Annotated in this window: 20 protein-coding genes; 14 read left to right on the top strand and 6 right to left on the bottom strand. The window is 62.5% G+C overall.

Annotation, left to right across the window (positions count from 1 at the left end; genetic code table 11):
- Positions 1–94 precede the first annotated feature (94 nt).
- Positions 95–613 carry a TRAP transporter small permease gene (locus JF539_RS15340; RefSeq protein ID WP_207141583.1) on the top strand — a complete coding sequence of 173 codons (519 nt, stop codon included), beginning with the start codon at positions 95–97 and terminating at the stop codon, positions 611–613.
- Positions 610–1,896 carry a TRAP transporter large permease gene (locus tag JF539_RS15335; RefSeq protein WP_207141582.1) on the top strand — a complete coding sequence of 429 codons (1,287 nt, stop codon included), beginning with the start codon at positions 610–612 and terminating at the stop codon, positions 1,894–1,896. The genes JF539_RS15340 and JF539_RS15335 overlap by 4 nt, the downstream gene beginning before the upstream one ends.
- A 339-nt stretch (positions 1,897–2,235) precedes the next feature.
- Here the strand turns inward: JF539_RS15335 and JF539_RS15330 are convergent, their stop codons facing one another.
- The 3 genes from JF539_RS15330 to JF539_RS15320 are packed head-to-tail and all read right to left on the bottom strand — an operon-like array spanning position 2,236 to position 5,872.
- Complete coding sequence (locus JF539_RS15330) at positions 2,236–4,290, bottom strand: 3-hydroxyacyl-CoA dehydrogenase NAD-binding domain-containing protein (protein WP_207141581.1); 2,055 nt, start codon at positions 4,288–4,290, stop codon at positions 2,236–2,238.
- Between the two features lie 20 nt (positions 4,291–4,310).
- Positions 4,311–5,474, bottom strand: a complete 1,164-nt coding sequence (locus JF539_RS15325) for an acetyl-CoA acetyltransferase (RefSeq protein ID WP_207141579.1) — start codon at positions 5,472–5,474, stop codon at positions 4,311–4,313.
- Entirely contained in the window at positions 5,471–5,872 is a 402-nt protein-coding gene (locus JF539_RS15320; RefSeq protein ID WP_207141577.1) for a Zn-ribbon domain-containing OB-fold protein, read from the bottom strand. The genes JF539_RS15325 and JF539_RS15320 overlap by 4 nt, the downstream gene beginning before the upstream one ends.
- A gap of 223 nt (positions 5,873–6,095) precedes the next feature.
- On the opposite strand from JF539_RS15320, the gene JF539_RS15315 reads away from it, so the two are divergent.
- The 4 genes from JF539_RS15315 to JF539_RS15300 all read left to right on the top strand — a co-directional run bounded on the left by JF539_RS15315 (position 6,096) and on the right by JF539_RS15300 (position 11,485).
- Complete coding sequence (locus tag JF539_RS15315; RefSeq protein ID WP_207141576.1) at positions 6,096–6,893, top strand: IclR family transcriptional regulator; 798 nt, start codon at positions 6,096–6,098, stop codon at positions 6,891–6,893.
- A gap of 129 nt (positions 6,894–7,022) precedes the next feature.
- Positions 7,023–9,230 carry an acetate--CoA ligase family protein gene (locus JF539_RS15310; protein ID WP_207141575.1) on the top strand — a complete coding sequence of 736 codons (2,208 nt, stop codon included), beginning with the start codon at positions 7,023–7,025 and terminating at the stop codon, positions 9,228–9,230.
- Complete coding sequence (locus tag JF539_RS15305; RefSeq protein ID WP_207141574.1) at positions 9,227–10,387, top strand: acyl-CoA dehydrogenase family protein; 1,161 nt, start codon at positions 9,227–9,229, stop codon at positions 10,385–10,387. The genes JF539_RS15310 and JF539_RS15305 overlap by 4 nt, the downstream gene beginning before the upstream one ends.
- Positions 10,388–10,399: 12 nt before the next feature.
- Entirely contained in the window at positions 10,400–11,485 is a 1,086-nt protein-coding gene (locus JF539_RS15300; protein ID WP_207141573.1) for an acyl-CoA dehydrogenase family protein, read from the top strand.
- 74 nt (positions 11,486–11,559) lie between these two features.
- Here JF539_RS15300 and JF539_RS15295 read toward each other — a convergent pair whose 3' ends face one another.
- From JF539_RS15295 to JF539_RS15285, 3 genes are read right to left on the bottom strand one after another with little or no spacing between them, the layout of a single operon-like run.
- Positions 11,560–12,321 carry an SDR family NAD(P)-dependent oxidoreductase gene (locus tag JF539_RS15295; RefSeq protein WP_207141572.1) on the bottom strand — a complete coding sequence of 254 codons (762 nt, stop codon included), beginning with the start codon at positions 12,319–12,321 and terminating at the stop codon, positions 11,560–11,562.
- The gene (locus JF539_RS15290; RefSeq protein WP_207141571.1) at positions 12,318–13,268 is read right to left on the bottom strand and encodes a 3-hydroxyacyl-CoA dehydrogenase family protein; all 951 of its coding nucleotides are present in this window, start codon (positions 13,266–13,268) and stop codon (positions 12,318–12,320) included. The genes JF539_RS15295 and JF539_RS15290 overlap by 4 nt, the downstream gene beginning before the upstream one ends.
- Positions 13,269–13,296: 28 nt before the next feature.
- Complete coding sequence (locus JF539_RS15285) at positions 13,297–14,322, bottom strand: LacI family DNA-binding transcriptional regulator (protein ID WP_207141570.1); 1,026 nt, start codon at positions 14,320–14,322, stop codon at positions 13,297–13,299.
- A 191-nt stretch (positions 14,323–14,513) separates the two neighbouring features.
- On the opposite strand from JF539_RS15285, the gene JF539_RS15280 reads away from it, so the two are divergent.
- The 8 genes from JF539_RS15280 (at position 14,514) to JF539_RS15245 (ending at position 25,514) form a co-directional block, all read left to right on the top strand.
- Positions 14,514–16,211 carry a thiamine pyrophosphate-binding protein gene (locus JF539_RS15280; protein ID WP_207141569.1) on the top strand — a complete coding sequence of 566 codons (1,698 nt, stop codon included), beginning with the start codon at positions 14,514–14,516 and terminating at the stop codon, positions 16,209–16,211.
- A gap of 370 nt (positions 16,212–16,581) precedes the next feature.
- A complete protein-coding gene (locus JF539_RS15275) occupies positions 16,582–17,502 on the top strand; it encodes an NAD-dependent epimerase/dehydratase family protein (RefSeq protein WP_207141568.1) in 921 nt (306 codons plus the stop codon).
- Between the two features lie 132 nt (positions 17,503–17,634).
- Positions 17,635–18,444: an IclR family transcriptional regulator gene (locus JF539_RS15270; protein WP_207141567.1), complete on the top strand. Its 810-nt coding sequence runs from the start codon at positions 17,635–17,637 to the stop codon at positions 18,442–18,444.
- A 360-nt stretch (positions 18,445–18,804) separates the two neighbouring features.
- Positions 18,805–20,517, top strand: coding sequence for a thiamine pyrophosphate-binding protein (locus JF539_RS15265; protein ID WP_207141566.1), 1,713 nt, complete (start codon positions 18,805–18,807; stop codon positions 20,515–20,517).
- A gap of 71 nt (positions 20,518–20,588) precedes the next feature.
- Positions 20,589–21,440, top strand: coding sequence for an IclR family transcriptional regulator (locus JF539_RS15260; RefSeq protein WP_207141565.1), 852 nt, complete (start codon positions 20,589–20,591; stop codon positions 21,438–21,440).
- Between the two features lie 225 nt (positions 21,441–21,665).
- Positions 21,666–22,433: an SDR family NAD(P)-dependent oxidoreductase gene (locus JF539_RS15255; protein WP_207141564.1), complete on the top strand. Its 768-nt coding sequence runs from the start codon at positions 21,666–21,668 to the stop codon at positions 22,431–22,433.
- 212 nt (positions 22,434–22,645) lie between these two features.
- Positions 22,646–24,430 (top strand): sulfoacetaldehyde acetyltransferase, encoded by a 1,785-nt coding sequence (gene xsc / locus JF539_RS15250; protein ID WP_207141563.1) that lies wholly within the window; start codon positions 22,646–22,648, stop codon positions 24,428–24,430.
- A gap of 61 nt (positions 24,431–24,491) precedes the next feature.
- Positions 24,492–25,514: a YeiH family protein gene (locus JF539_RS15245; protein ID WP_207141562.1), complete on the top strand. Its 1,023-nt coding sequence runs from the start codon at positions 24,492–24,494 to the stop codon at positions 25,512–25,514.
- Positions 25,515–25,792: the final 278 nt, after the last annotated feature.

The following is a 25,792-nucleotide window of genomic DNA, read 5'->3' as shown; positions in this document are numbered from 1 at the left end:
TGACGAACAGGGGGCCGCATCGGGCTCAAGGCGGCGAAAACCGCTCCGGCCGGCGCATGCCTGGAACGTCACACGTCTACTTGGATCGCTCTACATGAAACGGGTCGTGGAGCTCTATCAGCTCTTTCTGGATTACCTCGAACGGGGCACGCTCTTCGTGGCGATGATCCTGGTTGCCTTGCTGTTTCTCATCAACGCCGCCGGAATCACGACCGAACAGATCACCGGCAGCTCCCTCGTCTGGGTGGAGGAAGTCAGCAATCTGCTGTTTGCCTGGGTGGTCTTTCTCGGCGCCGGGGCGATCGGCCGCCGGGGTGGTCACATCGGTGTCGATATTCTCCACGACTACATGTCGCCGAAAGTCATGACGCTCCTGCGCGTCGTGTTCGCGGCGCTCACGCTGATCGTGGTCTGGGTCATGGTCTACTTCGGTTACAAGATGGCTCTGTTCGTCGGCCGGTCGCAGACCTCCCTCTATCTCGATATCAACCTCTACTACTATTACCTGGCGATCCCTGCGGGTGGCCTGATCCTTGGACTCAACGCCATCGGGTCGGCCCTGCCAGGTGCTCCCGACCAAGAAAAACTGAAGATTGAGGAGGCGGAGATATGATTGGTATTCTTGTCGGCAGTTTCGTCCCGATGCTGCTGCTCGGAGTGCCGATTGCACTCTGTCTCGTCCTGATGACGATTTTCGTCTTCATCGACATGGGCAATCCTTTGCTCTTTCTGCAAATCCCGCAGCGCATGTTCACCAGCACGGAGAACCTGCTGCTGCTGGCCATCCCGTTTTTCATCATGGCCGGCGAGATCATGAACCGGGCCAAGATCACCGACCGGCTGATGACCCTGTCCGGCGCGCTGGTCGGATGGATCCGCGGCGGCCTCGCCCATACCAACATCATCGCCAGCATGTTTTTCGCGGGCATCACCGGTTCGGCCGTTTCGGACACCGTGGCGGTGGGCGGCATCATGATCCCGGCGATGAAGGAAAACGGCTACGATGAGGAATACAGCGCGGCGGTCACGGCCTCCAGCTCGATCATCGGCCCGATCATTCCGCCGTCGATCCCCATGCTGCTCTACGCCTCGGTGATGAATGTCTCGATTGCGGGTCTGTTTCTGGGCGGCCTGATCCCGGGAATCCTGGTTGCGCTGTTCCTGATGGCGACCGCCTATATCGTGGCTGTCAGAAAGGGGATCGGCGAGCGCGCCCCCTTCGTGGGCTTCGCAAATCTGTTCCTTGCCATTTTGCGCGGTATCCCGGCGCTGCTCCTTCCCGCCATCATCATGGGCGGCATTCTGGGCGGCTTCTTCAGCCCGACCCAGGCCTCGGCCGTCGCAGTGATGTACGGTCTGGCGGTCGGGATTCTCTTTTACCGGACGCTGAGCTGGAACGACATCGTCCACATTCTCAAGCACACGGTCACCGCGACGGCCATGATCATGTTCCTGCTTGCCTGCGCCAAGTCCTTCAGCTGGCTGGTGAGCTACTACAATCTGGTCGAGCACGTCACGCTCGCCTTCGTTCAGCTGACCGAGAACAAGTATGTCTTCCTGCTCATGGTCAACGTCCTGTTCCTGATCCTGGGCATGTTCCTGGACATGGGTTTTGCCATCATCGTTCTCGGTCCCCTGATCGCGCCGATCGCCTATCAGTACGGTGTCGACCCGATCCATTTCGGGCTGATCACCTGCGTGAACCTGACCATCGGTCTGGCGACACCTCCCTTCGGCCTGGTGCTGTTTGCGGCTTGCGGGGTCTCTAAAGTAAAGCTGGCACGATTGAGCATGGCGATCCTGCCCTTCATCGCGGCGGAACTCCTGGTGCTGCTGCTGATTACCTACGTACCCTTCATCACCATGTTCTTCCCGCGCCTGTTCGGCTTCGCCTGACGCAGGACCACAGTCTCCCAAGAAGAACGGCCGCTCGAAGGAGCGGCCGTTGAGTCTGCCGACAACCCACTTACCGTCATTCCGGTCAGCGTGCCGCTAAGCGGCATCGCGTGAGCCGGAATCCAGCAAACAGCGCGAGCGGCAGCGAGCACCTAGTCTCGTATCTATCTGTTAAAGTTAGAGTATTGAGCGCCTTCGGCGCGGAATATGTCTGGTCTCCGGATCTGCGCGCAGCTCCGCTGCACTTGTACGGAATGACGGCCTGAGGGTTTGTCAGCAAGTTCGGCCGCTCGAAGGAGCGGCCGTTTTTCGTTTTGAGCCCTTGGGGTCCCTAAACCGTCATGCGCCTGCGGCCTTGGCTTTCTCCAGAAGCAGTGCCGATGGCTTCCAGTGCGGACCGATCTCCTCGTGATAACGGGCGATGTCAGCGGCCACGCGGGCAAGCCCGGTCTCCTGCGCGTAAAACATGGGACCACCGCGCATCCGCGGCCAGCCGTAGCCGTTGACGAAGATTACATCCAGATCGCTGGTCCGCTGCGCAATCCCCTCTTCGACGATCTGGTAGCCCGTATTGACCATCTGCCACAGGCATCTGTGCAGGATCTCCTCATCGGACACGGCGCGGCGGGTGATCCCCTTCTCGCGCGAGACCTCCTCGATCAGCTTTTCCACGTCCGGATCGGGAACGCCCCGGCGGGCGCCCTCGGGATAGAGATACCAGCCGCTACCGGTTTTCTGCCCGTATTTCCCGGCCTCCGCCAGACGATCCGCGGTGGTGAACGGATAGGGCGTCTGGGGTCCCCTCGCCTGACGGATCCGGTAGCCGACGTCGAGACCGGCAAGGTCCATCACCGACAGCGGCCCCATGGCGAGGCCCCAATCCGTGAACACCTTGTCGACCTGCCAGGGAAGGGCTCCCTCCTCGATCAGGATCTGGGCTTCGCGATTGAAATTGATGAACATGCGGTTGCCTGCGAAACCGTCGCAGACCCCGACCAGGACCGGGATCTTGCCGATCCTCTGACCGAGCGCCATCGTCGTCGCGATCGCATCCTTCTCGGTTTTGTCGGCGCGCACCACCTCCAGGAGCTTCATGATATGGGCCGGCGAGAAGAAGTGCATCCCGATCACGTCCTGGGGCCGGTCGGTCGCCTCGGCGATCTTGTTGATATCCAGGGTCGACGTGTTCGTGGCCAGGATCGCACCCGCCTTGCAGACCGCATCCAACCTGGAGAAGACGTCGTGCTTGACGTCCATCGCCTCGAACACCGCCTCGACAACGATATCGGCATCCGCCAGCGCGGCCAGATCCACGGAGCCGGTGACGAGAGCGATCCGCTCCTCCGCCGCTTCGGTTGAAAGGCGCCCCTTGTCGCGCATGCTTTCATACGTCTGCCGTATCCTGGCAAGCCCCTGGTCCAGGCGTTCCTGCTCCTGCTCGATGACGCAGACCGGAATGCCGGCATTGGCGAAACACATGGCGATGCCCGTGCCCATTGTGCCGGCGCCGACAATGCCGGCGCTGTCCATCTGCCGCAGGGGGGTGTCCGCGGGCACATCCTCGATCTTTCTTGCGGACCGTTCGGCAAAGAAGATGTGCCGTTGCGCGCGGGCTTCCGAGGAAACGTTGAGTTCCTGGAAGGTGTCGCGCTCCCATTGAAGGGCCTCGTCGATCGGAACCGAATAGGCCATACCCACGGCCTCGACACCCTTTCGCACCGCCAATGCGCCTCGAGACTTGCGAAGGTACGGCTCGGCCGCGGCCTCCAGTTCGTCGGCTGAACCGGGAACCGTCAGATCCCGGATCGGGCGGCGCGGCAGTCCCGCGTTCACGGCGGCCGTTATCACGCCAAGCGCGTCGTCTTCGTCGGCGACGATGGCCTCGGCGATCCCGAGTTCAAGGGCCTTTTCCGCGCCGATGGGCTTTCCGGTTAAAATGATATCCAGGGCCTTCGGTCCGCCGATCAGGCGCGGCAGCTTCTGTGTGCCGCCGGCGCCTGGAATGTTGCCCAGGTTGATTTCCGGAAAGGCGAGCTTCGCTCCCGGCAGCAGGTAGATATAGTCGCAGCCCAGCGACAATTCGAAGCCACCGCCGTAGGCGATGCCGTTGATGATGACCACCACCGGCTTCGAACCCTCTTCGAGCTGCGCGATCAGGTCGGTCAGGTAAGGCTTCTTTCGGCCGGTGTCGAATTCCGTGATGTCGGCCCCGGCGGAAAAGAACTTGCCGTCGCCAGTCAATACCGTGGCCTTGATCGCCGGATCGGCCTCGAAGGCACGGTGCGCGTCCGAAATGGCCCCGCGCAGAGCGTATCCGAGAGCATTCACGGGTGGACGCTGCATGCGGATGATGCCGAGCGGACCACGGATTTCCGTATCGATGAGTTTTTCCATGATAACCTGTCTTCCTGCGCTCAAAGCGTGGCGTCCGTGCCGAAAATGGCGGTCGCCTGATGCGACAGCGTGATGCCGTTGCCGTGGCAAAGCACGGTCTCGACCTCGCCGGCCTGACGCTCTCCGGCCGCGCCACGCAATTGGCGGGTGGCTTCGATCAGGGTGAAGACGCCGTACATGCCGGGGTGGCAGAAGGAGAGGCCGCCGCCATTGGTATTGACCGGCAAGTCCCCACCCGGCGCAATGCGGCCGCCGGAAACAAAGGCCCCGCCTTCGCCTTTCCCGCAGAAACCGAGATCTTCCAGGAACAGGATCACGTTGATGGTGAAGGCATCGTAGAGCTGCAGGATGGTCATGTCCGACGGCTTCATTCCGGCCATGGCGAATGCCCGTGCCCCGGAGTCCCTGGCGGCGGTGCTGGTGAGGTCCGGCATCTCGGAAACGGCGCGGTTATAGGAAGCGGTACCGCCACCCAGGAAATAGGCCGGCTTCTCCTTCAGGTCGCGCGCTTGGTCTGCGCGCGTCATCACCACGGCGCCCGCGCCGTCGGTGAGAAGGCAGCAGTCCCGGACGGTCAGCGGTTCCATGACCATGCGCGAACCGAGAACATCCTCGATGGACAGAGGTCCAAGCTCGAAGGCTTCAGGATTTTTCTGTGCCCAGAGCCGCGCCGAGACCGCGACCTCCGCGAGTTGCTCCCGCGTCGTCCCGAACTGCGACATGTGTCTGGCCGCCGACATCGCATAGGCCGTCATCGGATAGCGCGGCTTGTGCGGCACCTCGTAGGTCGGTTGCTCGTTGGCCGGAACCATCCGGCCCGCACCGGATCGCAGTGTGGCCCCGTAACAGATCAGAGCCACGTCGCACAGCCCCGCCTGAAGGGCCAGGCTGGCGGCCATCGCATAGGCCACGAAGCTGGAACCTCCGGTGTTGGTGCCGTCGATCCAGCGCGGCTGGATACCGAGATATTCGATTGTGGAGATCACCGGGAACGTATGGCTCATGTTGGCGCAGAAGACGCCGTCCACATCGGACAGTTGCAGCCCCGCGTCGTCCAGCGCCTCGCGAACCGCGAGCGCCTGAATGTCCATGGCGTTGAACCCCGGGGCTTCGCCGAGCCCGGCTGTGCCGACACCGACAATTGCCGCGCTGCCGCGCAGGCCGGATCCGTTCGGAGTGCTCATTGGTCGCTCTCCTGCGGATCGAAGACGACCGCACGCTCGCCGTCTTTTCCTTCAATGCGGGCTTTGACGCGCATGCCGATACGGATGTCCTCCGGAGCAACCTCGGGCAAGCGGCTCATCATCCTTGGGCCTTCATCGAGATCGACCAGAACGATGGCGTGATTTTGTCTTTCCGGCTGACCCGGCTTGGACCGCTGATGAAGCACGGTCAGTGTATGCACCGTGCCGTTTCCCGAGACCGGCCGCCAGTCCAGCGACAAAGACGAACAATGAGGACACAGGACACGCGGCATGAACACCGCCTCGCCACAGTCGTCGCAATACTGAAGCCAGAGACGGCCGTCGGAGACATGTTCCTGAAAAGCCTTGTCGGGCCCGGCTTTGGGTAAGCTGGCCATATTTCCTCCCTTTCGTTCGCATCCCCGCAGGACTGCGGATAAAGTGCAGTCTTTCGCGAGAAAACTCTCGCCCTGTCCGCAATGCGAAATTATATTCCAATAGAAGTTAGCATTCGGAAGAGAGGCTTGCAACCGAACCCTCCGCAGAGCCAACAGCCCGCCGGCTTGTGCGGCTGCCGGATGTTTCCTATCAAGAAGCGCGGCACGCAGAGGAGAGTGTGGAATGAGCGAAGGCGACAAGACCGGCAAGACAGACCGCCAATTCATCGCGTCACTCGAGCGCGGCCTCAGGGTCATGTCCGCCTACAGGCCGGACGACCGCGCACTCAGCAACCAGGACCTGTCGGAACGCACAGGCCTGCCGAGACCGACCGTTTCGCGATTCACCCACACGCTGCGCCGCCTCAACTACCTCGCCTTTCATCCGGATACCGGTCGCTACAGCCTGACACCCCGGGTCATGGAACTGGGGCGCGCCGCCTTCGTTGCGGGGGAAATCCGGGACATTGCCTGCCCCGTGATGGAAACCCTGGCTGAACTGGGGCCGTTCTCGGTCGCGCTCGGCGTGCCGAGCGGCCTGCATATCCGCTATCTTGAACTCCGAAGACGCCCGGAAGCCATCGTCCTGAACCTGGACGCCGGTGCCCTGATCCCCATGCTGCAGACCGCGATCGGACGCGCCTATCTCGCCAGCCTCTCATCAGAAGAGCGTGAAGACCTGCTCGTGCAAATCAAGCAGGAGGATCCGGGCCTTTTCGCCGCTCAGGAAGCCGACGTATATGCCGACATGGCAGACTTCGAACGGCGGGGCTTCGCCACCTCGTTCGGCGGCTGGTGGCCGGAATTGAGCGCGATCGCAGCCCCCATCCGAATCGTCGACGACGGGGACCCGCTTCTCCTGTCGGTTTCAGGGCTGACGTCCGCTCTCACGGCCGAGCGCCTCAAGGGGGAATATGCGGCAGCGCTCCTGAATGCCACGCAGGTCATCCAGAACCGGATGCGCAGAGCCTTTCACCGATAGGGAACGCTTTCGCCCCCTTTTCAGGAAGATCACATTAATTTCGCTATGCAGACATATATTTTAAAAAACTTGACCCGCCAACGCCGCTGGCCGATAAAGTCTCCAACGACAGGCCGGGAGGAGATTTGAATGGCCGAGAGTATCCAGCGCGCTGCCGGAGGAGCGGCGCGCCCTTTCGACGACATGAACGATAAAAGCGGTCTTTTCGACCGCCTGACAGGCCTGATGGCGCCGCGCAGCGTTGCCGTCATCGGCGCGAGCGCGAATGCACAGGGCTGGAGCGGCGGTGCTATACCGGTTTTGCGGCGCCTCGGTTACAGCGGCAAGATATTTCCGGTGAACCCGAAATATGAAGAGCTGAACGGGATGCCCTGCTACCCGTCGGTCACCGCCATCCCCGAAGAGGTGGATGCCGCTCTGATGTTCGTGCCCCAGCGTGCGCTGCCGGACATTCTGGAGGAATGCGGCCGGAAAGGCGTGCGCGGCGCCGTCATCCTCGCCTCCGGGTTTTCCGAAACCGGTGAGGAAGGCAAAAAGCTGGAAGAGACCCTGCGCGAGATCGCCAACCACAACCGGATCGCGATCTGCGGCCCGAACTGCCTCGGGCTCGCCAATCTGGACAGCGGTTTCATGGGTCTGACCGCCGCGACCTTTCCCGAAGACATGTCGGCCGGTCACACGGCGCTGATCTCCCAGAGCGGACAGCTGCTGATGGTCATGCTGTCCCGGGCACACGATCACGGCGTCCACATGCGCTATCTCGTTTCGACCGGCAACGAGTTGAACGTCGAGGCGTCCGATTACGCCGGATGGGCGCTTGAAGATCCCGAGATCAAGTCGGTTTGCATGGCCCTCGAAGGCCTGCGCAGCCCGGGCCGCTTCCTGGAGCTTGCCAAGCAGGCCCGGGAAACCGAAAAGCCCTTGATCGTCCTGAAGCTGGGCCGAAGCCAGAGGGCGGCGCGCACCGCGCTTGCCCACACCGGCAAGATGGCGGGCGCTTTCCGGACCTATGAGGCCGTGTTCCGCCAGAACAATGTCGTCTCCGTCGATGACCCGCTGGAACTCGCGGATGTTGCCGCCCTGTTCGAGAAGTGCCCCGAACCGCGCGGCGAACGCATTTCCGTGGTCACCTTTTCCGGCGGCTGGAGCGGCGTCATGGCCGACCAGTCGGAGGCTCTCGGATTGCCGATGGCCGACTTCACCGAGGAGACCGTCGAGAAGCTTAAACCTCTGCTCGACTTCACCCCGCCGGTCAATCCGCTTGACCTCTCCGGCAACGTCAACAATCACCCCGAGCGTTGGGGCGCAAGCATCGAGGCGGTTCTCGCGGACGAGAACACCGACATCGTGGTGGTCTTCATCCACCAGGTGCGCGAGGCCTGGCGCGGCCGCCTGATCGGGCCGGTCCTGGAACTCGCCAGGACCGCGGACAAGCCGATCGTGATCGTCTACGACGGCGGCAAGATCGTCGAGCCGGGCTGGGATTTCCTGGCAGCCGACAAATCCCTGCCGATCTATCGCGGCAGTCAGCAGATGCTGAAGGCGCTGAAGCGCTTCGTCGGCTACCACAAGAGAAAATCGGCGGCGCAAGCGCCCCTCGACGGGAAGCTGATGGATATCGAGGGTGGCGCGGACGAAACGATCGAAAGGTTGCTGGCCGCTTCCGGGCGCAGCCTTTCCGAACACGCGGCCAAGGAAGCCCTGAAAACCTACGGCCTTCCCATGGTCGGCGAAACGCTTGTGCGGACAGAGGAAGAAGCCCTCGAGGCCGCGCAGGACATCGGCTACCCGGTCGTCATGAAAGGTCTGGCCGACGGCATGGAGCACAAGACCGAAGCCGGCCTCGTGAAACTGAATCTGACCGACGCGGACGCGGTGCGCGCGGCCTTCGCCGATTTGAGCGCGAAGATCGACGGGTACAAGCTCGGCGACGCGCCCGCGGCCTGCCTCGTTCAGAAGATGGTCAAGGGCGGTGTCGAGGCGATCCTCGGCATGCAGAACGACCCCGATTTCGGGCCCATGATCCTTCTGGGCGTCGGGGGGGTCATGACCGAACTCATGAATGACGTGGCCTTGAGGAGAGCACCGCTCAGCCGGGCGGACGTCACCGAGATGATCGGCGAAACCCGCTTGAGCCTTCTCCTGGAAGGCTATCGCGGAGCGGAACCGGCGGACCGGGCCGCGCTCGAAGACGCCGTACTGCGCCTGTCGGCCTTCGCGGCCGCCCATGCGGACAGCATCGAGAGCATCGACATCAATCCGCTGCTGGTTCTGCCTGAAGGCGAGGGCTGCATCGCAGTGGATGCCTTGATCATCAAGCCGGAGAACGCCGAATGACCGACCTCTTGAACAGCGCCGAGGATCAGGCCTTCCGGCAGGAGATCCGGGATTTCGTTTCCGCCGAACTCCACCCAGAAACCCGCGCCAAGGTGTCCCGCGGCGCCCCGATGACGCGCGATGACTTCGCGCGATGGCAGGAAAGCCTCCACGCCAAGGGCTGGGTCGCCCCGGCCTGGCCGAAGGAGCATGGCGGACCGGGGTGGACCGCGCGCGAACGCATCGTCGCCGACGAAGAGTTGTTCCGCCTGCACACGCCGCCGCTGCCCGGCTTCGGGCTCAAGATGATCGGCCCGATCCTGATCCAGTTCGGCTCGCCTGAGCAGCAGCAACGGTTTCTGCCGCGCATCCTGTCCGGCGAGGACTGGTGGTGTCAGGGATTTTCGGAGCCGGGCGCCGGCTCCGATCTCGCCTCCCTGAAGACAAAGGCGGAGCGCACGGAAGGCGGCTGGCTGGTTTCCGGATCGAAAACCTGGACGACCTACGCCCAATACGCCAACTGGATATTCTGCCTGGTGCGAACCGATCCGGAGGTCAAGAAGCAGGAAGGCATCTCCATGATGCTGATCGACATGTCCCTGCCCGGCGTCTCCCGCCGGCCGATCCGCCTGATGGACGGAACGGAGGAGGTGAACGAGATCTTCCTCGATCAGGTTTTCGTCCCCGACGATCTCGTGGTTGGCGAAATCAACAAGGGCTGGACCTACGCCAAGGCGCTGCTCGAACATGAACGCTTCGGCATCGGCGGTATCGGCCGGTCCAAACATCTTCTTCAAAGAGTGCGCGAAGCCGCACAGTCCACGGGCCGCGCGGACGACCCCGAGATCGCCAACGCGCTCGACACCTTGGAAATTGACGTCATGGCCATCGAGGCAACTACCCTGCGCCTGCTCGCCGCCGTCGAAGCCGGTGTGAAGATCGGGGCGGAGACCTCTCTTCTGAAAATAAGGGGAACCGAAATCCAGCAGGCGCTCACCGAGTTGATGCTGGATATCGCCGGCCCGGCGGCCTTGCCGACTCGCGACAGCGTTGGCGTTCAGGAACCGTTCGAGAACGCCATGTATCAGTTCCTGAACTGGCGCAAGCTGTCGATTTACGGCGGCAGCAACGAAATCCAGCGCAGCATCCTGGCGACCCAGGTTCTGGGTCTGAAATAAGCGGAGCGTCAAATGATTGATTTCAAACCTGCCGATGAGGAAACGCTGCTGCTGAAGGAAACGGCGGAGCGGTTCGTAGCGGACCATTACGAGTTGGCGCTGCGTAATGTGATGCTCACCGCTTCCGCCGGCCGGAGGCCTGCCCGTTGGGCAGAAATGGCCGACCTCGGCTGGCTGGCGGCTCCCGTCGGCGAGGATGCCGGAGGACTGGGGCTGACACCGAAACAGGTCGTGCCGTTTCTGAGCGTTCTTGGCGCCGGTCTCGTGCTCGAGCCGATCGGCCCCGTCGCCATGCATTGCGCACCGACCCTTGCAAGGGCTCTGTCTTCCACCAGGGCTGAGGCCGTTCTGGCTTCAGTTCTGTCCGGTGAAAGCATTGAACTGATCGCCGCCGGACCGGCCGGCGCGCCCGTAAAGGCAGGCCGCGAAGGTGACGACATCGTCCTGACCGGCACCATCCCGCTTGTGATCGGCGGCGCGCAGGCGTCGGTTTTCTGGATCGTCGCCGACTGCGAAGGCGTCCCATTTCTCGTCCCGGTGCCCGCGGAAAAGGTCTGGGTCGAGGAATTTCCGCTGATCGACGGACAATCGGCCGCCAAGGTTTCCCTGCAGGGAGCGCGCTGTTCTGCGGCGGACGCCGTGACGGACTGCGAAGAAGCCCTCGCCTATGGCAACGATCTGGCCATGGTTGGCAAGCTGGCGGAACTGACCGGTCTGATCGATCGCCTGTACCGCAAGACACTGGACTACATGAAGCTGCGCGAACAATTCGGCCGGCCGCTCGGACGGTTCCAGGTGGTTCAGCACCGCATGGCTGACATGTTCATCAAGCGCGAGGAAGCCCAGTCGATGGTCGACATGGCCGCGGAAGCCATGACGGGCGAAGACGTCGCCCTTCGTTCCAAGCTGGTTGCCGCCGCGCAGGTCAAGATCTACGACAACGCCCGCGCAGTTCTGCGCGACGCCGTCCAGCTTCACGGCGGCATGGGGGTCACCGACGAGCTGCCGGTGGGCCATATGGTCAAGCGCATGCTGATGCTCACCCAACTCGACGGGGGCCGGCAGGCAGCTCTCGGAAAGTTCCGCAAGGCTGCCTGACAGACATTCAGGAGCTCTTCCCAAGGAAACCGTGACTTGCCGGGGTTTTGCCCCGGCTCTTTTTTGCCTTTTGCCTAAAGCGTCATGCCGCCGTCGACGACGAGCACGTGACCGGTCACCATGCTTGCTCCGGCGCAAAGATAAAGAACGGCCTCGGCAATGTCCTCGGGCGAGGAACGGCGCTTCAGAACCGCCTGATCGCGGGCCCATTGCTTGCGCTCTTCCGGCCAGTTCTCGGTCCAGGGCGTCTTCGTCTGTCCCGGAGCAACCGCGTTGACGCGCACCTCGGGAGCAAGTCCCCGCGCGAGGCTGCGGGTCAGGCTCACAAGACCGGACTTGCTGGCGGCATAGGCGATCGAACTGCCCTGCTGGCCGATCCCCGCGATCGAGGCCATGTTCACAATCGCCCCCCGGCTGTCCTTCAAGGCACCGGCCGCCGCATGCGCGCACCGGAACGGACCGATCAGGTTGGTGCCGAGAAGAAGCTGCCAGAAGTCCTCGGTCATCTTGTCGAGTTCACCGGGCGGGATCTTGTCCTGCGTGCCCGACGTGCCCGCGTTGTTGACCAGATAATCCAGCCCGCCCATCTCCGAAACGGCGGCTTCGATCATGGCCTCCGCATTGCCGGGAACGGAGACGTTGCCGGGCGCGGAGATCGCCTTGAGGCCTTTCCCGGTCAGCTCTTTCACTTTCTCCGGACCGTTGGGATCGTCATCCAGATGATTTATGGCGACCGTGGCGCCCATCTCCGCCATCATCGCCGCGCAAGCAAACCCGATGCCCGAGGCCCCGCCTGTCACCAGGGCCCGTTTTCCCGTCAAATCGGCGCGGATCATTGTTTTTCCCCCATGAGATTTTTAAGTTGTGTCTTGAACTTGAGAAGGCGCAGGTCACGGTCGTGAAACAGCTCTTCGGCCGACGCCCCGCCATAATCGAAGAAGCCGGCACCGGCGCCGACACCGCTGCGCCCGTCTTCGATCAACCTGTCGAGGACGGGGCTTTGTCCGTTGTTGACCGGAGGCTGATAGGTGCCGCTCGCAATGCCGTTGCGCACCATTTCCAGGCCCGTAAAATCCATCTTGCGCATGTGGCCGAGCACGGCGAGCCGTTCGACCAATCCGTGACGAATGGAAAAATCGATGTCTTCCGCCGACACGCCGAACTCCTCGATCATGCGCAGGCATTCGAGATTGAGGGCCGCCTGAAGCCTGTTGGCGATATATCCGGGCACCATCGTATCGAACTCCAGCGGCGCCTTGCCCCAGCCTTCATAAAGGGACTTCAGGGCCGGGACGATTTCCGGATTCGTCCGGGGTCCCGAAACGAGATCGACAAGATCGACGATATACGGCGGCGTATACCAATGCGCGATGGCGCTGGTCGCCTGACGCGCCTGCGGGATCAGTGGAAACACGTCGAGATAGGAGGTGTTGCTGGCGATGACAGCCTCCATGGGCGCGTGTGCGTCGATCTCGGCGAAGACACTGCGCTTGATCCCGGCCTTTTCGACAACGGCCTCAACGATCAGGTCCGCTGTCGCCACGGCTTCGGCCAGAGATCCGGAAAAAGCGATCCGCTGAAGCGCGGCTTGTGCCTGTTCCTCAGAAATCCTCCCGGCCTCTTCCAGGGTTCCACAGGCCGCGGCGATCCGGACGGGCGCACCGCTCAGGACTTCCGGACTGCTGTCGAATAGGTTTACAGGGCAGCCGCCAAGCGCATGCACCAGGGCCAAGGCGTGGCCCATGGTTCCCGCGCCGATCACCGCTACGCGCTGGATCTCCATCGTGGTCCTCCCTTGATAGTCGTTCGTTTCAGACGGTCTCCCGCAGGATCAGCTTCACGCCGAGGTCCAGGTTGACGCTTGGAGTGTCCGGTGTCTTGAGCCTCTCCAGCACATGCCGGACGACCGCCTCGCCGATTTCTTTGTGAGGTGGGCGGATGGTCGTCAGGCGGGGATTGGTGTGGCGTGCGATTTCAAGGTCGCCATATCCCAGGATCTTGAGCTCGCCTGGAATGGACAGACCCATCCGGTCGGCCTCGAACATGGCGCCGACGGCCAGCATGTCGCCGGAAAAGGCAATCGCCTGGATCTCCGGCTGGCGCGCGATCACTCGTTTCAGCGCAGCCCCACCCTCGCCCAACTCGCGGCTGCCGGCGGGCAGGATCAACGGTTCCAAACCGGTCAGCCCCCGGAATGTATCCTTGAAGCCTTCGGCTCTTGCGCGAGCACGGTCGTCCTTGTCGAGGGTGGCGCCGACAAAGGCGGTCCGGATCAAGCCCTGTTCGACGAAGTAACGCGCAGCCAGTTCTCCGGCGGCCCGGTTGGAAAAACCGATCCCTGAGTCAAGCGGCCGTTCGCCGTGGTCCCACATTTCGACCACCGGGCAGGCCGCGGCGGAAAGAGTGGCCAGCGTGCCCCGCGCATGTCGGCGGCCGGTCACGATCAGGGCGGAAGGGTTCCAGCTGGCGAAGGCCGCGACGATCCGCTCCTCCCGGTCCGTGTCGTAGCCGTGCTGTCCGATCATCAACTGGTAGCCGCTCGCTTCGAAGAGCGTGGTCATCTGATCCAGCGTTCCCGCGAAGAAGGAGTTCGTCAGGCTCGGGACAATCACACCGATCAGGGGGCTGCGCGCACCTGCAAGGCTTCCGGCGATCCGGTTGGGCGCATAACCGAGCCGTTGAGAGACTTCCTCGATCCGGGTGCGCAGCTTCGGCGACACGGCATCCGGGGTCCGAAGCGCACGCGAAACCGTCGCGACAGAAACGCCGGCGACCTTGGCCACCTCTTCCATTCGCACCTTGCGGGGCGATGTTTGTGTCTTTTCCTGCGGGCTCACGCGTGACCGGGCTTTCCAATTCTCAGGTTGAGCCACGACTATAGAAACGATGAAATTTTTCTGCAAGCGCTTACAAAATAAAATATGAAATCGAATTTCAAAAACTATTAAATTTCTTGAAAAAAGACATTTTTTCTGAAATGAAGAAAAATGTAAGCGTTTGCAAATCTGAAAAAATCGGGAGGTCTGACATGTCCACGAACCGCACCGCGCCGAAAAACGGCGCGCGCTATATCGCCGAATCCTTCAGGCAGCTGGGGGTCAGCCACGTCTTCTTCATGGACGCGATCCTTCGCCCAACCCTCGTAGAGATGGAGGAACTGAGCATCAATCGCATCCTCGCCCATTCCGAGAAGTCCGCAGCCTATATGGCAGACGGCTATGCACGGGTGAGCGGACGGGTCGGTGTCTGTATGGCGCAGTCGGTCGGGGCGGCCAATCTCGCGGCGGGACTGCAGGATGCCTACCTGCACCGCGCGCCGATCGTTGCCCTGACGGGCCGCAAGGAGCCGATGCTCCGCCATCGCAACGCTTATCAGGAAGTGCCGCACACACCGCTTTACGCCTCCGTGACCAAGGACTCCCTGGATGTGGCCGAGGCGCGCGAACTGCCGCATCTTCTGGCGCAGGCGTTCCGCCAGGCCGCCGACGGATCTCCCCGCCCGGTCCATCTGGACCTGAACGGCCTTGGCGGCGAAATCATCGAAAAGGGCGTCGTTTCCGATCCCGTGCTTCCTCCTGCAGAGCTTGGCCGCCTGCCGGAAGACCGCCCCCTGGCGCACCCGCGCTCGATCGCGGAGGCGGCACGCCGTCTGGGTGAAGCCGAACGTCCGGTGCTGGTCGTCGGCGCGGGGGCCATCCAGGCCGACGCCCAGGCGGAAGTGCTCGCCCTCGCAGAGCAACTGAACATCCCCGTCGCGACGTCCCTCGGGGGACGGGCCATCATTCCGACAACGCACCCCAGGCATGTCGGCACCGTCGGGACCTACTCGGCACCTCCGGGCAACCGGCTGGTCTACGAGGCGGATCTGGTAATCTTCGTCGGCTGCCATGCGGGCGACCAGCCGACCAACAACTACAAGGTCCCGGCCCAAGGCACGCCTAGTGTTCAGATCGATCTCGACGGCCAGGAAATCGGCCGGAACTACCCCAATGTCACAAAGGTCTGGGGCTGCCCCAAACAGGCTCTCGCGGACCTTGTCGAAAAGACAGTGGCCCGCCCGCGATGGGCGGATTGGGCCGCGCACGCAGCCGAGGTCGTCGGCAAGTGGCGGGCGAAAATGGAACCGCTGAGCTTTTCGAATGCCGCGCCGATCCGTGTCGAGCGGCTGTGCCGGGAGATCTCCGAAGCCCTTCCCGAAAACGGCGTTCTGGTCGCCGATACCGGGTATTCCGGCATCTGGACGGCGACGATGCTCGATCTCCCGTATGCGAGCCAGAGCTACCTGCGCGCGGCGGGTTCGCTCGGCTGGGCCTTCCCGGCCGCGCTCGGCGCGCAGTGCGGCGCGCCGGACCGTCCGGTAGTCTGCTTCTCCGGCGACGGCGCCTTCTACTATCACCTGAGTGAGCTGGAGACCCAGAAGCGCTGGAACATCCCGGTCGTGACCGTGATCAACAACAATTCCGGCTTCGGCCAAGGCACGCCCAAGGTGGCTTCTTTCTATGAAGGCCGTGCAGGCGGCAACCCGGCCGAAATCAACCGGTTCGGCCCGACGGATTTCGCTGCCGTGGCACGTGACTTCGGCGTCGAGGGTATCCGTGTCGAAGATCCCGCCGAGCTCGCCCCCGTGCTGCAAAATGCCATCGCCGCGCGCAAGCCGGTGCTGATCGACGTCGTGACCGATATTCATCCCCGTGCCCCCGAGCCCTGGGAGCCGACGGGGGCCTGAACTCGATAAATCCCGATGGTTCCAGCGCATCCATCCGCTGGAACGACATTTTGGCGTCAGACTGGTTCTCCCGATCTGACGCCATTTTTGCCGCCACCTCTCGGACAGATTATCCTCGTTTTTTCAGATACCTAACGCCTACACTCTTCGGCGCCCCATCTGAAAACAGAATAGCGGCAAACACTGCAGGAGCCGCCCCGACGCCGATGCGATATCGCTTGCAATCATTTTTGAAATAGTGTTTTAAAAATTGAAAATCACTTCGGCAGCGGGCATTGAACCGGCTGCCCGGGACAACGAAAAAAGGCTTTGCGTTGATGAAGATCGGCGGGAGGAGGCCGCTCAACCCTGGTGGTATGCGAGGTAGGGAATGACCCGGTCGAGGGAAAAGATCTTCATTACAGGCGCGACGGGATTTCTTGGCTCCTGGATTATTGCGCGTCTGGTCGACCGCGGCATTGAGGTGGTCGCAACGGACATCAGCAACGACCACCGGCGCCTGGAGCTTCTGAAACCCGACCTTCCCAGAGAGTTGATCGACTTCCGCATTTGCGATGTCACGGATGCCGAGGGACTGAATGCGCAGATCGAGGAAACCCGGCCGACAGGCATCATCCACCTCGCCGCCTTGCAGATCCCTCAGTGCCGGGCCAATCCGGCGCTCGGCGCGGCAATCAATATCGGCGGCCACATCAACATCTTCGAGACGGCCCGCAAGCACGGCATCGATCGGATCCTCTACACCAGCTCGATTGCGGCCAAACCCCGCGGCAAGGCGAATGCCCCTTCCAATTTCTATGGCGTCTTCAAGAAAACGGACGAGGAAATCGCTCGGATCTACTGGGAGGATCACAAGCTTCCCAGTCTGGGCCTCCGGCCCTATGTGGTTTTCGGGGTCGGCCGCGACGACGGCGAGACGTCGGCCATTACCCGTGCGATCGAAGCGGCGGCCCTCGGCAAGCCTTACGAAATCCCCTTCTCCACCCGCAGCTGCTTTCAGTATGCGGCGGATGTGGCCGATGTTTTCGTCCGTGCCGCGCTATCGAGCTGGGACGGAGCCCTGCTTTCCGACGTCACCGACACCGTCCATTCCACCGACGATGTCGTCGAGGCGATTCGGCAGGTTGTGCCCGAGGCCGCCATCAGTTGTGCCGAGACCATCCGCATCTCGCCCAGCGACGGCTTCGACACGAGCGCTCTTAAAATGGTTGTTGGAGACTTCAAGGAGCTTCCTCTTGCCGAGGGAATCCGCGAAACCGTCAGTCTCTATCGCGAAATTGCCGCACGGTAATCGCGGCTACTTTCTGACGGCACAACTTACGTGGCGCAAGATTTCCGCACGCAGGATTGGATTGTCTTCGAATTTCCGATAAATGCCAGTTTGTGCGATCATCTTTTCAACCATCGCAGAACAGGTATCGAATTGGTCAAACGTAAAGCCGCACCGCCCGAAGACAGCGGACAAAAAGACTACAGGGTCAATTCAGGTCTTGCCCGGGGCCTGTCTGTCCTCAAGGCTTTCGGTCCGGACAACCGTCCCGTAGGCAATGCGGAGATCGCGGAACGTGTGAAGCTGCCCAAGGCGACCGTTTCACGCCTGACATTCACACTGACCGAGCTTGGCTACCTCAACTACGATGAAGGCACCGGCCGCTATTCGCTGGGCCCGGAAGTCCTGACGCTGGGTTACGACGTTCTGGCGCAGATGGAGATCCGGGACATCGCCCGTCCCTACATGCAGGAGCTGGCGGAATACGCGGATGCCAGCGTCTATCTCGGAACGCCGAGCGGCATCGAGATCATTTATATCGAAGCCTGCCGGACCCCGGCTTCCATGGCAATTCGCCTCGGCGTCGGCTCACGCATCCCCATGATCAGCACGGGCATGGGCCGTGCCTTTCTGGCTGCCCTGCCGGAATCCGAGCGTGAAGAACGCCTTGCCCAGATCCGAAGCGGCTTCTCCGACGAGGAATGGCCGGATGTGGAAGACGCGGCTCGCAATGCCATCGCCTTTGCCAAGGAAAACGGCTTTGCGCTGAGCGGCGGCGACTGGATTGCCGAAGCGAACTCCGCGGGGGCCGCCGTCTGCCGGGCCGACGGCTATCCCGTCTATGCAGTCAACGTGGGTGGACTGCGGTCGATCATCACCACGGACAGGCTCATGAACGATCTTGCCCCGCGCCTTCTGGGCGTAACGCGCAAGATCGAAATGGTTGCCCGGGGCATGCTTTGAAGCCGCATTCCCCACAGCGCCCGGGGTCCTGACCCCTCACCCTGGCTTCTTACAGAAACTCAATTGACGTCCTGGCTCGCGAACGCTCGGCGCAGGATCTGTGCGCTCCCTTGTCTGCGGCAAGGCGGTAGCCTCGCGTGTCTTGCCGCGAGGCTTTCTCCCGGCGGCGACATGCCCCACCCCTGCTAAGACACACTCTTTTGTCCCCCGGATGACCTCCTTCAACGCCGTTTCGCGTGTTTTGAAACGCAATTTCAAAAACCGTATTGCAAAATAAAATTGCGCATAGCAGAATTAATAAAAGAAAGAACAAGCATTCACGCAGGCTGAACATCGCCAGCGGAGTTGGAGGAAACTGGAATGAGAACGAATGAAGGCGTGATCTCGACATTTATCGAGGCAGGCATCACGCGCGGCTTCACACTGCCCGGTCTTGGCATCACCTGGTCGCTGCCGGCCTTCCATGACCGCAAGTCCGAGTTTGACCTTGTCCTGGCACGCACCGAACAGTCCGCTTCCGTCATGGCGCAGGTGGCCGGCAAGCTGACCGGCAAGCCCGGACTGCTCATGGCACAGGGGCCGTTTGCGACCACGACCGGCGCCTTCGGCATTCTGGAAGCCTATTTCTCCTCCTCGCCCATGGTCATCATGACCGACACCTCCTGCTACGACGGCTTTGCCCAGCAGGGCGTCTACCAGACGATGACCGGCGACTACGGCGCAGGCGACGCCTTCGCCGTCCTCAAGACCATGACCAAATTCGCGACTTATGCGACGACGCCCGCCGAAGCGATCTACGGCACGCAAATGGCCATCAAGCACGCCATGACCCCGCGCCAGGGACCGGCGGCGATGGTCATGCGGACCAACATCATCAAGCAGGACGTGCCTGACGATCTGCGGGCAAAGCTCTACCCGACCGAAGGATACCTCCGGTACACGCCGATGGTCCCGGACCGGACGGCGCTGGAAAAAATTGCCACCGCCCTGGCCGGCGCCAAAAACCCGGTGATCATCGCCGGCAACGGTATCTACATGAGCCGGTCGGGCAGGAAGCTGCAGGAATACGCGTCCCGCGAAGGGATCGCGGTCGCCTCCAGCTATCACGGCAAGGGCACCATCGACGAGACCTCGGACATCGCCGTCGGCATGATGGGCACCTGGGCGTCGGCCGCCGCCAACCGCATGGTGCAGGCCGCCGACGTGATCCTCGTTCTCGGCTGCAGCCTCGGCGCAGAATACACCCGCTTTCGCGATGAAAAGATGCTTCGTCCGGGCGACCAGACCATCATCCAGGTGGACATCGATCCGCTTCAGGCCGGCTGGGTCCTGCCGGTGGATCAGGCCGTCACCGCCGATGTGTCCGATGTGCTCGATTTCCTGCTGACGAAGCCCGCGCAGGACGCAATCACCGTGAACCGGCGCAAGGACACGATCGCAAAGATCAAGGCGGACAACGATTACGGTGTCCTGCCGCAATACAAGACCCGTCCGGGCACGGTCCATTACGCGGACATCATGCGAGCCCTGTCCGACTTCCTCACGGAAGACGATCTGCTGACGCTCGATGCCGGCACCAACCGGATCTGGGCAACGTCCCGGCTGCCGCTTCGCCACCCCCACCAGCTTGTCGCTCCCGGCGGCATCGGCGGCATGGGCTGGAGCACGCCGGCCGCGACCGGCGCCAAGGTGGTCTGTCCGGAAAAACGCGTCACCGGCATGATCGGGGACGGTGGTTTCGTCATGACCATGGACGCGATCGCAACCGCCGCCGAGCGCGGGCTCGACGCGGTCTATGTCGTTGCCAACAACGCGGGCCTCGGCATGGTACGCGACAACCTCGGCAACCAGGCGATCGGCGTCGATTTCAACGACCATGATTTCACCAAGGTGGCCGAAGGCCTCGGTGGCTCTGGCGTCACGGTCACCGAAGCCGATCAGATCGGCGACGCCTTGCGCGAGGCCCACAGCCGGGGCGGCCCGGTGGTCATCGACGTGAAGGTCGATCCGGCGGCAAGCCACCGCGATTGCTCGGATTACGCCGAGCTTCCCGATCTCAATGGGCGGGCCTGACCGTTCGCCCTTCCTGGGAGTGGCGGCGGATTGCGGGTGACACCGCCATGCTGCTGCTGTAAATGGCAATCATGAGCGACACGCCTCCGAAAGATCCCGGGAAACGCCGCCGGGGAAGGCCGCGTCAGGGAGCTGACGCGGACGACTTCACCGACGACCGCCCATTTGTGAGCTCACTGGCGCGCGGGATGTCGATCCTGCGCGCCTTCCGGGCCGAGGACCGGATGCTGGGAACGCAGGTGCTGGCCGAACGCACTGGCCTGCACAAAACGACGGTGTCGCGTCTGCTCGGCACCCTCACCAAGCTTGGCTATCTGCGCTACATGCCGGAATACGGCAAATACGCCATTTCCAACCAGGTGCTGACACTCGGCTATGCGGTCATGGGCCGGTTCGGCTTCGGCGAACTCATGCGCCGGCGCATGGAGGAGATCGCGGCGCAGGGCGACTGTGTCGTCGCCCTCAGCGTGCGCGACCGGCTGGACATGATGTTCGTGGAACTCATTCGCGAACCCACCGCGATCTATCTGTCCCTGAATGTGGGTTCACGCATTCCCATGGCGGAATCCGCGCCCGGCAGAGCCTATCTGTTCGCGGCGCCGGAAAAGGAACGCGAGGCCGTTCTCAAGGAACTCGCGCAACATCATGGCGAAGCGTGGCAGGATCACGTCGAGCCGGCCCTGACGGCCTCCCTGGACCGCATGCGCCGGCAAGGCCACTCGGACAGCTTCGGGGAATGGAAGCCGGACCACAACGCGATCGGGATTCCTTTGTACGATCCGCTAACCGGTGACATTTACACGCTCAGCGTCGGCGGAAACGCGTCCGTATTGACGCCGGAACGGCTTCGCAAGGAACATCTGCCGAAACTCCTGAGCGCCGCGCAGGACATTTCCGCGCTCGGCGGCGGCCCGACCGAATAAAACAGACTTTATTGAGCGTGATCCCGTCGATGGGCTGACACGTGCCGTCTCGGTGCGCGGAGCAACCTGCTTTTCGCCCAATTTCATGGCTTCTTTTCAAGAACCGGTCCGCGAAGCCCATCATGGCTTCCTCATTTAATTTTATATTGCGGAATTAGAATTCAATATATACAATTCTTGGCAGGCGGTCGGAACCGTCTGAAATGGTTTGGGAGGACCGTTATCGTGACAAGTCTAGAGGGGAAAACCGCCCTCGTCTCCGGGGCAGCGGATGGTCTCGGCGAAGCGATCGCCGCAAGGCTCGCTGCCGATGGCGCGCGTGTCGTCGTGCTTGATCGCAGCCCGGATGCCATTGAGCGCTCATCCGCGCGCCCCGAAATGGCGAATGTGCATTTTGAACAGGTCGATCTGTCAAATGCCGAAGAAATCGCATCGGTCGTCCACCGGCTCCACGACGCCGGTTTCGGCTTCGATATCCTGGTCAACAACGCCGGCGGCTCTCTGCACACACCACGCGCCTTTGTGGAGGAAACCGACGAGGACTGGGCAAGGGTCATGGACCTTAACGTGACCGCCGCCGTCAGGCTGATCCGCGCCACCGTGCCGGGAATGGTTGAACGTCGCCACGGTCGCATCGTCAATCTCGGCTCGAAAGCGGGACGGTACGGCAGCCTCTTCACCGGCGCCAACTATGTCGCCGCCAAGGGCGCGGTACAATCGATGACGCTGCAGCTCGCCCAGGAATTCGGGCCGCACGGCATTACCTGCAACGCCGTCTGCCCGGGCGCGATCCTCACCCCTCGGGTCGAGCGGCTTTTGAGCGAGCGCCAGTCCCCGGAAGAACGGGCCGCTGTGCTGGCATCCATCCCCGTACGTCGCCATGGCCGGGTTGAGGACGTGGCCGCCGCGGTCGCGTTTTTCGCTTCCGATGAAACCGGCTTCATTACCGGGCAATTGCTGGACGTGAACGGCGGGCAAGGAATGGCTTCATGATTTGAAACCGGGCGCTTCGCGCCCTCTTCTTCCGGACCGGGTGGAAATCGGGTCTCAGGTCCCGGCAGTATGTTTTCCCGCATATCCGAAAAGGCACCAGACGGATGCAGGACCCGGTTTGAAAGAATTGCGTTTGCCCGCGCGGTCCGGCCGGCGGGTCGGTCCCTTACCGCCGCAGCTGCGGCCCATATTGACTTACAGGAGTTCCAGCCATGCAGATGACCACCGAAGAAGCCTTTGTCAAAACGCTGCAGCGCCACGGCATTGAACATGCGTTTGGCATCATCGGGTCGGCGTTCATGCCGATCTCCGACCTGTTCCCCAAGGCAGGCATCACCTTCTGGGACTGCGCGCACGAGGGCTCCGGTGGCATGATGGCGGACGGCTATACGCGCGCCACCGGCAAGATGTCGATGATGATCGCCCAGAACGGTCCCGGCATTACCAATTTCGTCACCGCGGTGAAGACCGCCTACTGGAACCATACGCCGCTGCTGCTGGTGACGCCCCAGGCCGCGAACAAGACGATGGGACAGGGCGGTTTCCAGGAAGTCGAGCAGATGGCGCTGTTCCGCGACATGGTCGCCTATCAGGAGGAAGTGCGCGATCCGAGCCGCGTTGCAGAGGTTCTGACCCGTGTGATCTCCAAGGCCAAGCAGGCTTCGGCACCGGCGCAGATCAACATGCCGCGCGATTACTGGACCCAGGTCGTGGACATCGCCATTCCGGATCCGATCCTCTTCGAGCGTTCCTCCGGCGGCGAGACCTCGGTGACCGAGGCGGCCCGCCTCCTGAGCGAGGCGACAAATCCGGTGATCCTAAACGGCGCCGGCGTGGTGCTGGCGGAAGGCGGGATCGCCGCCTCCATGGAATTGGCCGAGCGGCTCGACGCGCCGGTCTGTGTCGGCTACCAGCACAACGATGCCTTCCCCGGATCGCATCCGCTGTTCGCCGGTCCTCTCGGCTACAACGGCTCCAAGGCCGCCATGGAGCTGATCAAGGAAGCCGATGTGGTTCTGGCGCTGGGAACACGCCTCAACCCGTTCTCGACCCTGCCGGGCTACGGCATGGAATACTGGCCGACGAATGCGAAGATCATTCAGGTCGACATCAACCCGGACCGCATCGGCCTGACCAAGAAGATCTCCGTCGGCGTCGTTGGCGACGCCGCGCGGGTGGCGAAGGGCATCCTCACCCAGCTGTCGGGCTCCGCCGGCAATGCCGGCCGGGACGCGCGCAAGGCGCGCATCGCCGAGACCAAGAGCCGCTGGGCCCAGCAGCTGACGTCCATGGATCATGAGCAGGACGATCCGGGCACCACCTGGAACGAGCGGGCCCGCGCGGACAAGCCGGAATGGATGAGCCCGCGCATGGCCTGGCGCGCGATCCAGGCGGCTTTACCGAAAGAGGCGATCATCTCGTCCGACATCGGCAATAACTGCGCCATCGGTAACGCCTATCCGAGCTTCGACGCCGGCCGCAAATACCTGGCGCCCGGCCTGTTCGGACCGTGCGGTTACGGTCTGCCGGCCGTCATCGGTGCCAAGATCGGCTGCCCGGACGTCCCCGTGGTCGGCTTTTCCGGCGATGGCGCCTTCGGCATCGCCGTGACCGAACTGACCGCCATCGGCCGCGAGGAATGGCCGGCCATCACCCAGGTCGTTTTCCGCAACTATCAGTGGGGTGCGGAAAAGAGGAATTCGACGCTTTGGTACGACGACAACTTCGTCGGCACCGAACTGGACGAACAGGTCAGCTATGCCGCCATCGCCAATGCCTGCGGGCTCAAGGGCGTTGTCGCGCGCACCATGGACGAACTGACGGAAGCCCTGGCCCAGGCGGTCACCGACCAGATGGAAAACGGTGTCACCACGTTGATCGAGGCTCTCATCAACCAGGAGCTGGGCGAACCGTTCCGTCGCGACGCGATGAAGAAACCCGTCGCGGTCGCCGGCATCAGCAAGGACGACATGTGCCCGCAAAACGGCGCGGTCTGACTGCGGCAACCGGCCCGGCGGCTTCTCACCGCCGGGCCGTTTCCACCGGAGCACTTCTTCCATGACCAGCATAGCTACGCGGCTGCCCGGCGGGCAGGCGCTGAAGTCGATTTTTCCCGGTTTCGCGGTTTCCGCGCTCGCCGCCGCGACCGCGCAGTTCCTGTCGGAGCATTATGGCGCTCCCGCGATGCTGATGGCGCTTCTGCTCGGCCTGGCGCTGAATTTTCTCTCCGAACCGGGCACCCGGACGGCAAAGGGCGTGGAGTTCACCGCACGCAGCGTGTTGCGGATCGGGGTCGCATTGCTGGGCGCGCGTATCAGCGTCGACCTGCTGGTCCAGCTCGGGGGCATGTCCGTGGCGCTGGTCGCCGCCGGGGTCGTTCTGACCATCCTGTTCGCTTTGCTGGCAAGCCGGCTTTTCAATCGCGACTGGCGGTTCGGCTTATTGACGGGAGGCTCCGTTGCGATCTGCGGCGCTTCAGCGGCAATGGCGATCGCCGCCGTCCTGCCCCGGCACGAGAAATCCGAACGCGATCTGGTCTTCACGGTGCTGTCCGTGACCGTTCTGTCGACCGTCGCCATGGTCCTCTACCCGATGCTGGCGCAACTGTTCGAGTTCAATGCGCGCGATTCCGGTCTCTTTCTGGGCGGCACCATTCACGACGTGGCGCAGGTGGTCGGCGCGGGCTTTTCAATCGGCCCGGAAACCGGCGAAACCGCCACTCTGGTAAAGCTGATCCGCGTTTCGATGCTGGCCCCGGTGGTGCTGGTCTTCTCGCTTGTCATCCGCCAGATCGGTCAATCCGATGCGCAACAGACAAACCGGCCGCCGTTGATGCCGCTCTTCGTGGTGGGATTCCTGGTCCTGGCGGCGTTGAACTCCATCGGTCTGATCCCGCACCTTCTGTCCGACTGGGTCGGGTCGCTGAGCCGCTGGGCGCTGCTGATCGCCGTGGCCGCGGTCGGGATCAAGACGTCGCTTGGCCGCATGGTCGAAGTCGGCCCGGCAGCCATCGGCCTGGTGGTGGCCGAAACGGTGTTCCTCGGCGTCTTCATCGTCGCCGGCCTGCATTTCCTTGCCTGACCGGCGAATTTCCAACAGCGTATCCATAGGGGTTGCAAGACCCCCAACCATGACCGCCCTTTCCAACAAAAAACCCGGCGCGTGGCCGGGTTTTTTTATTGGTTTGGTTCGCAGGATTTGATGTTTTCTGCCCTGTTGCGTCGGGCATAGCCCTCCTTTCGGGGACCCCGTCAGGATCAACTCCTCGACCCCGCGCGCAGAAAAACCAAAGGCCGCCCTGATGGACGGCCTTTGGTTTTTCTGGTTGCGGGAGCAGGATTTGAACCTGCGACCTTCAG

The sequence above is a fragment of the Roseibium aggregatum genome (genome assembly GCF_017309185.1).
GTDB lineage: Bacteria > Pseudomonadota > Alphaproteobacteria > Rhizobiales > Stappiaceae > Roseibium > Roseibium aggregatum_B.
Note: the sequence above shows the minus strand (reverse complement) of the source record. Positions and strands in the feature narration are given on the sequence as shown.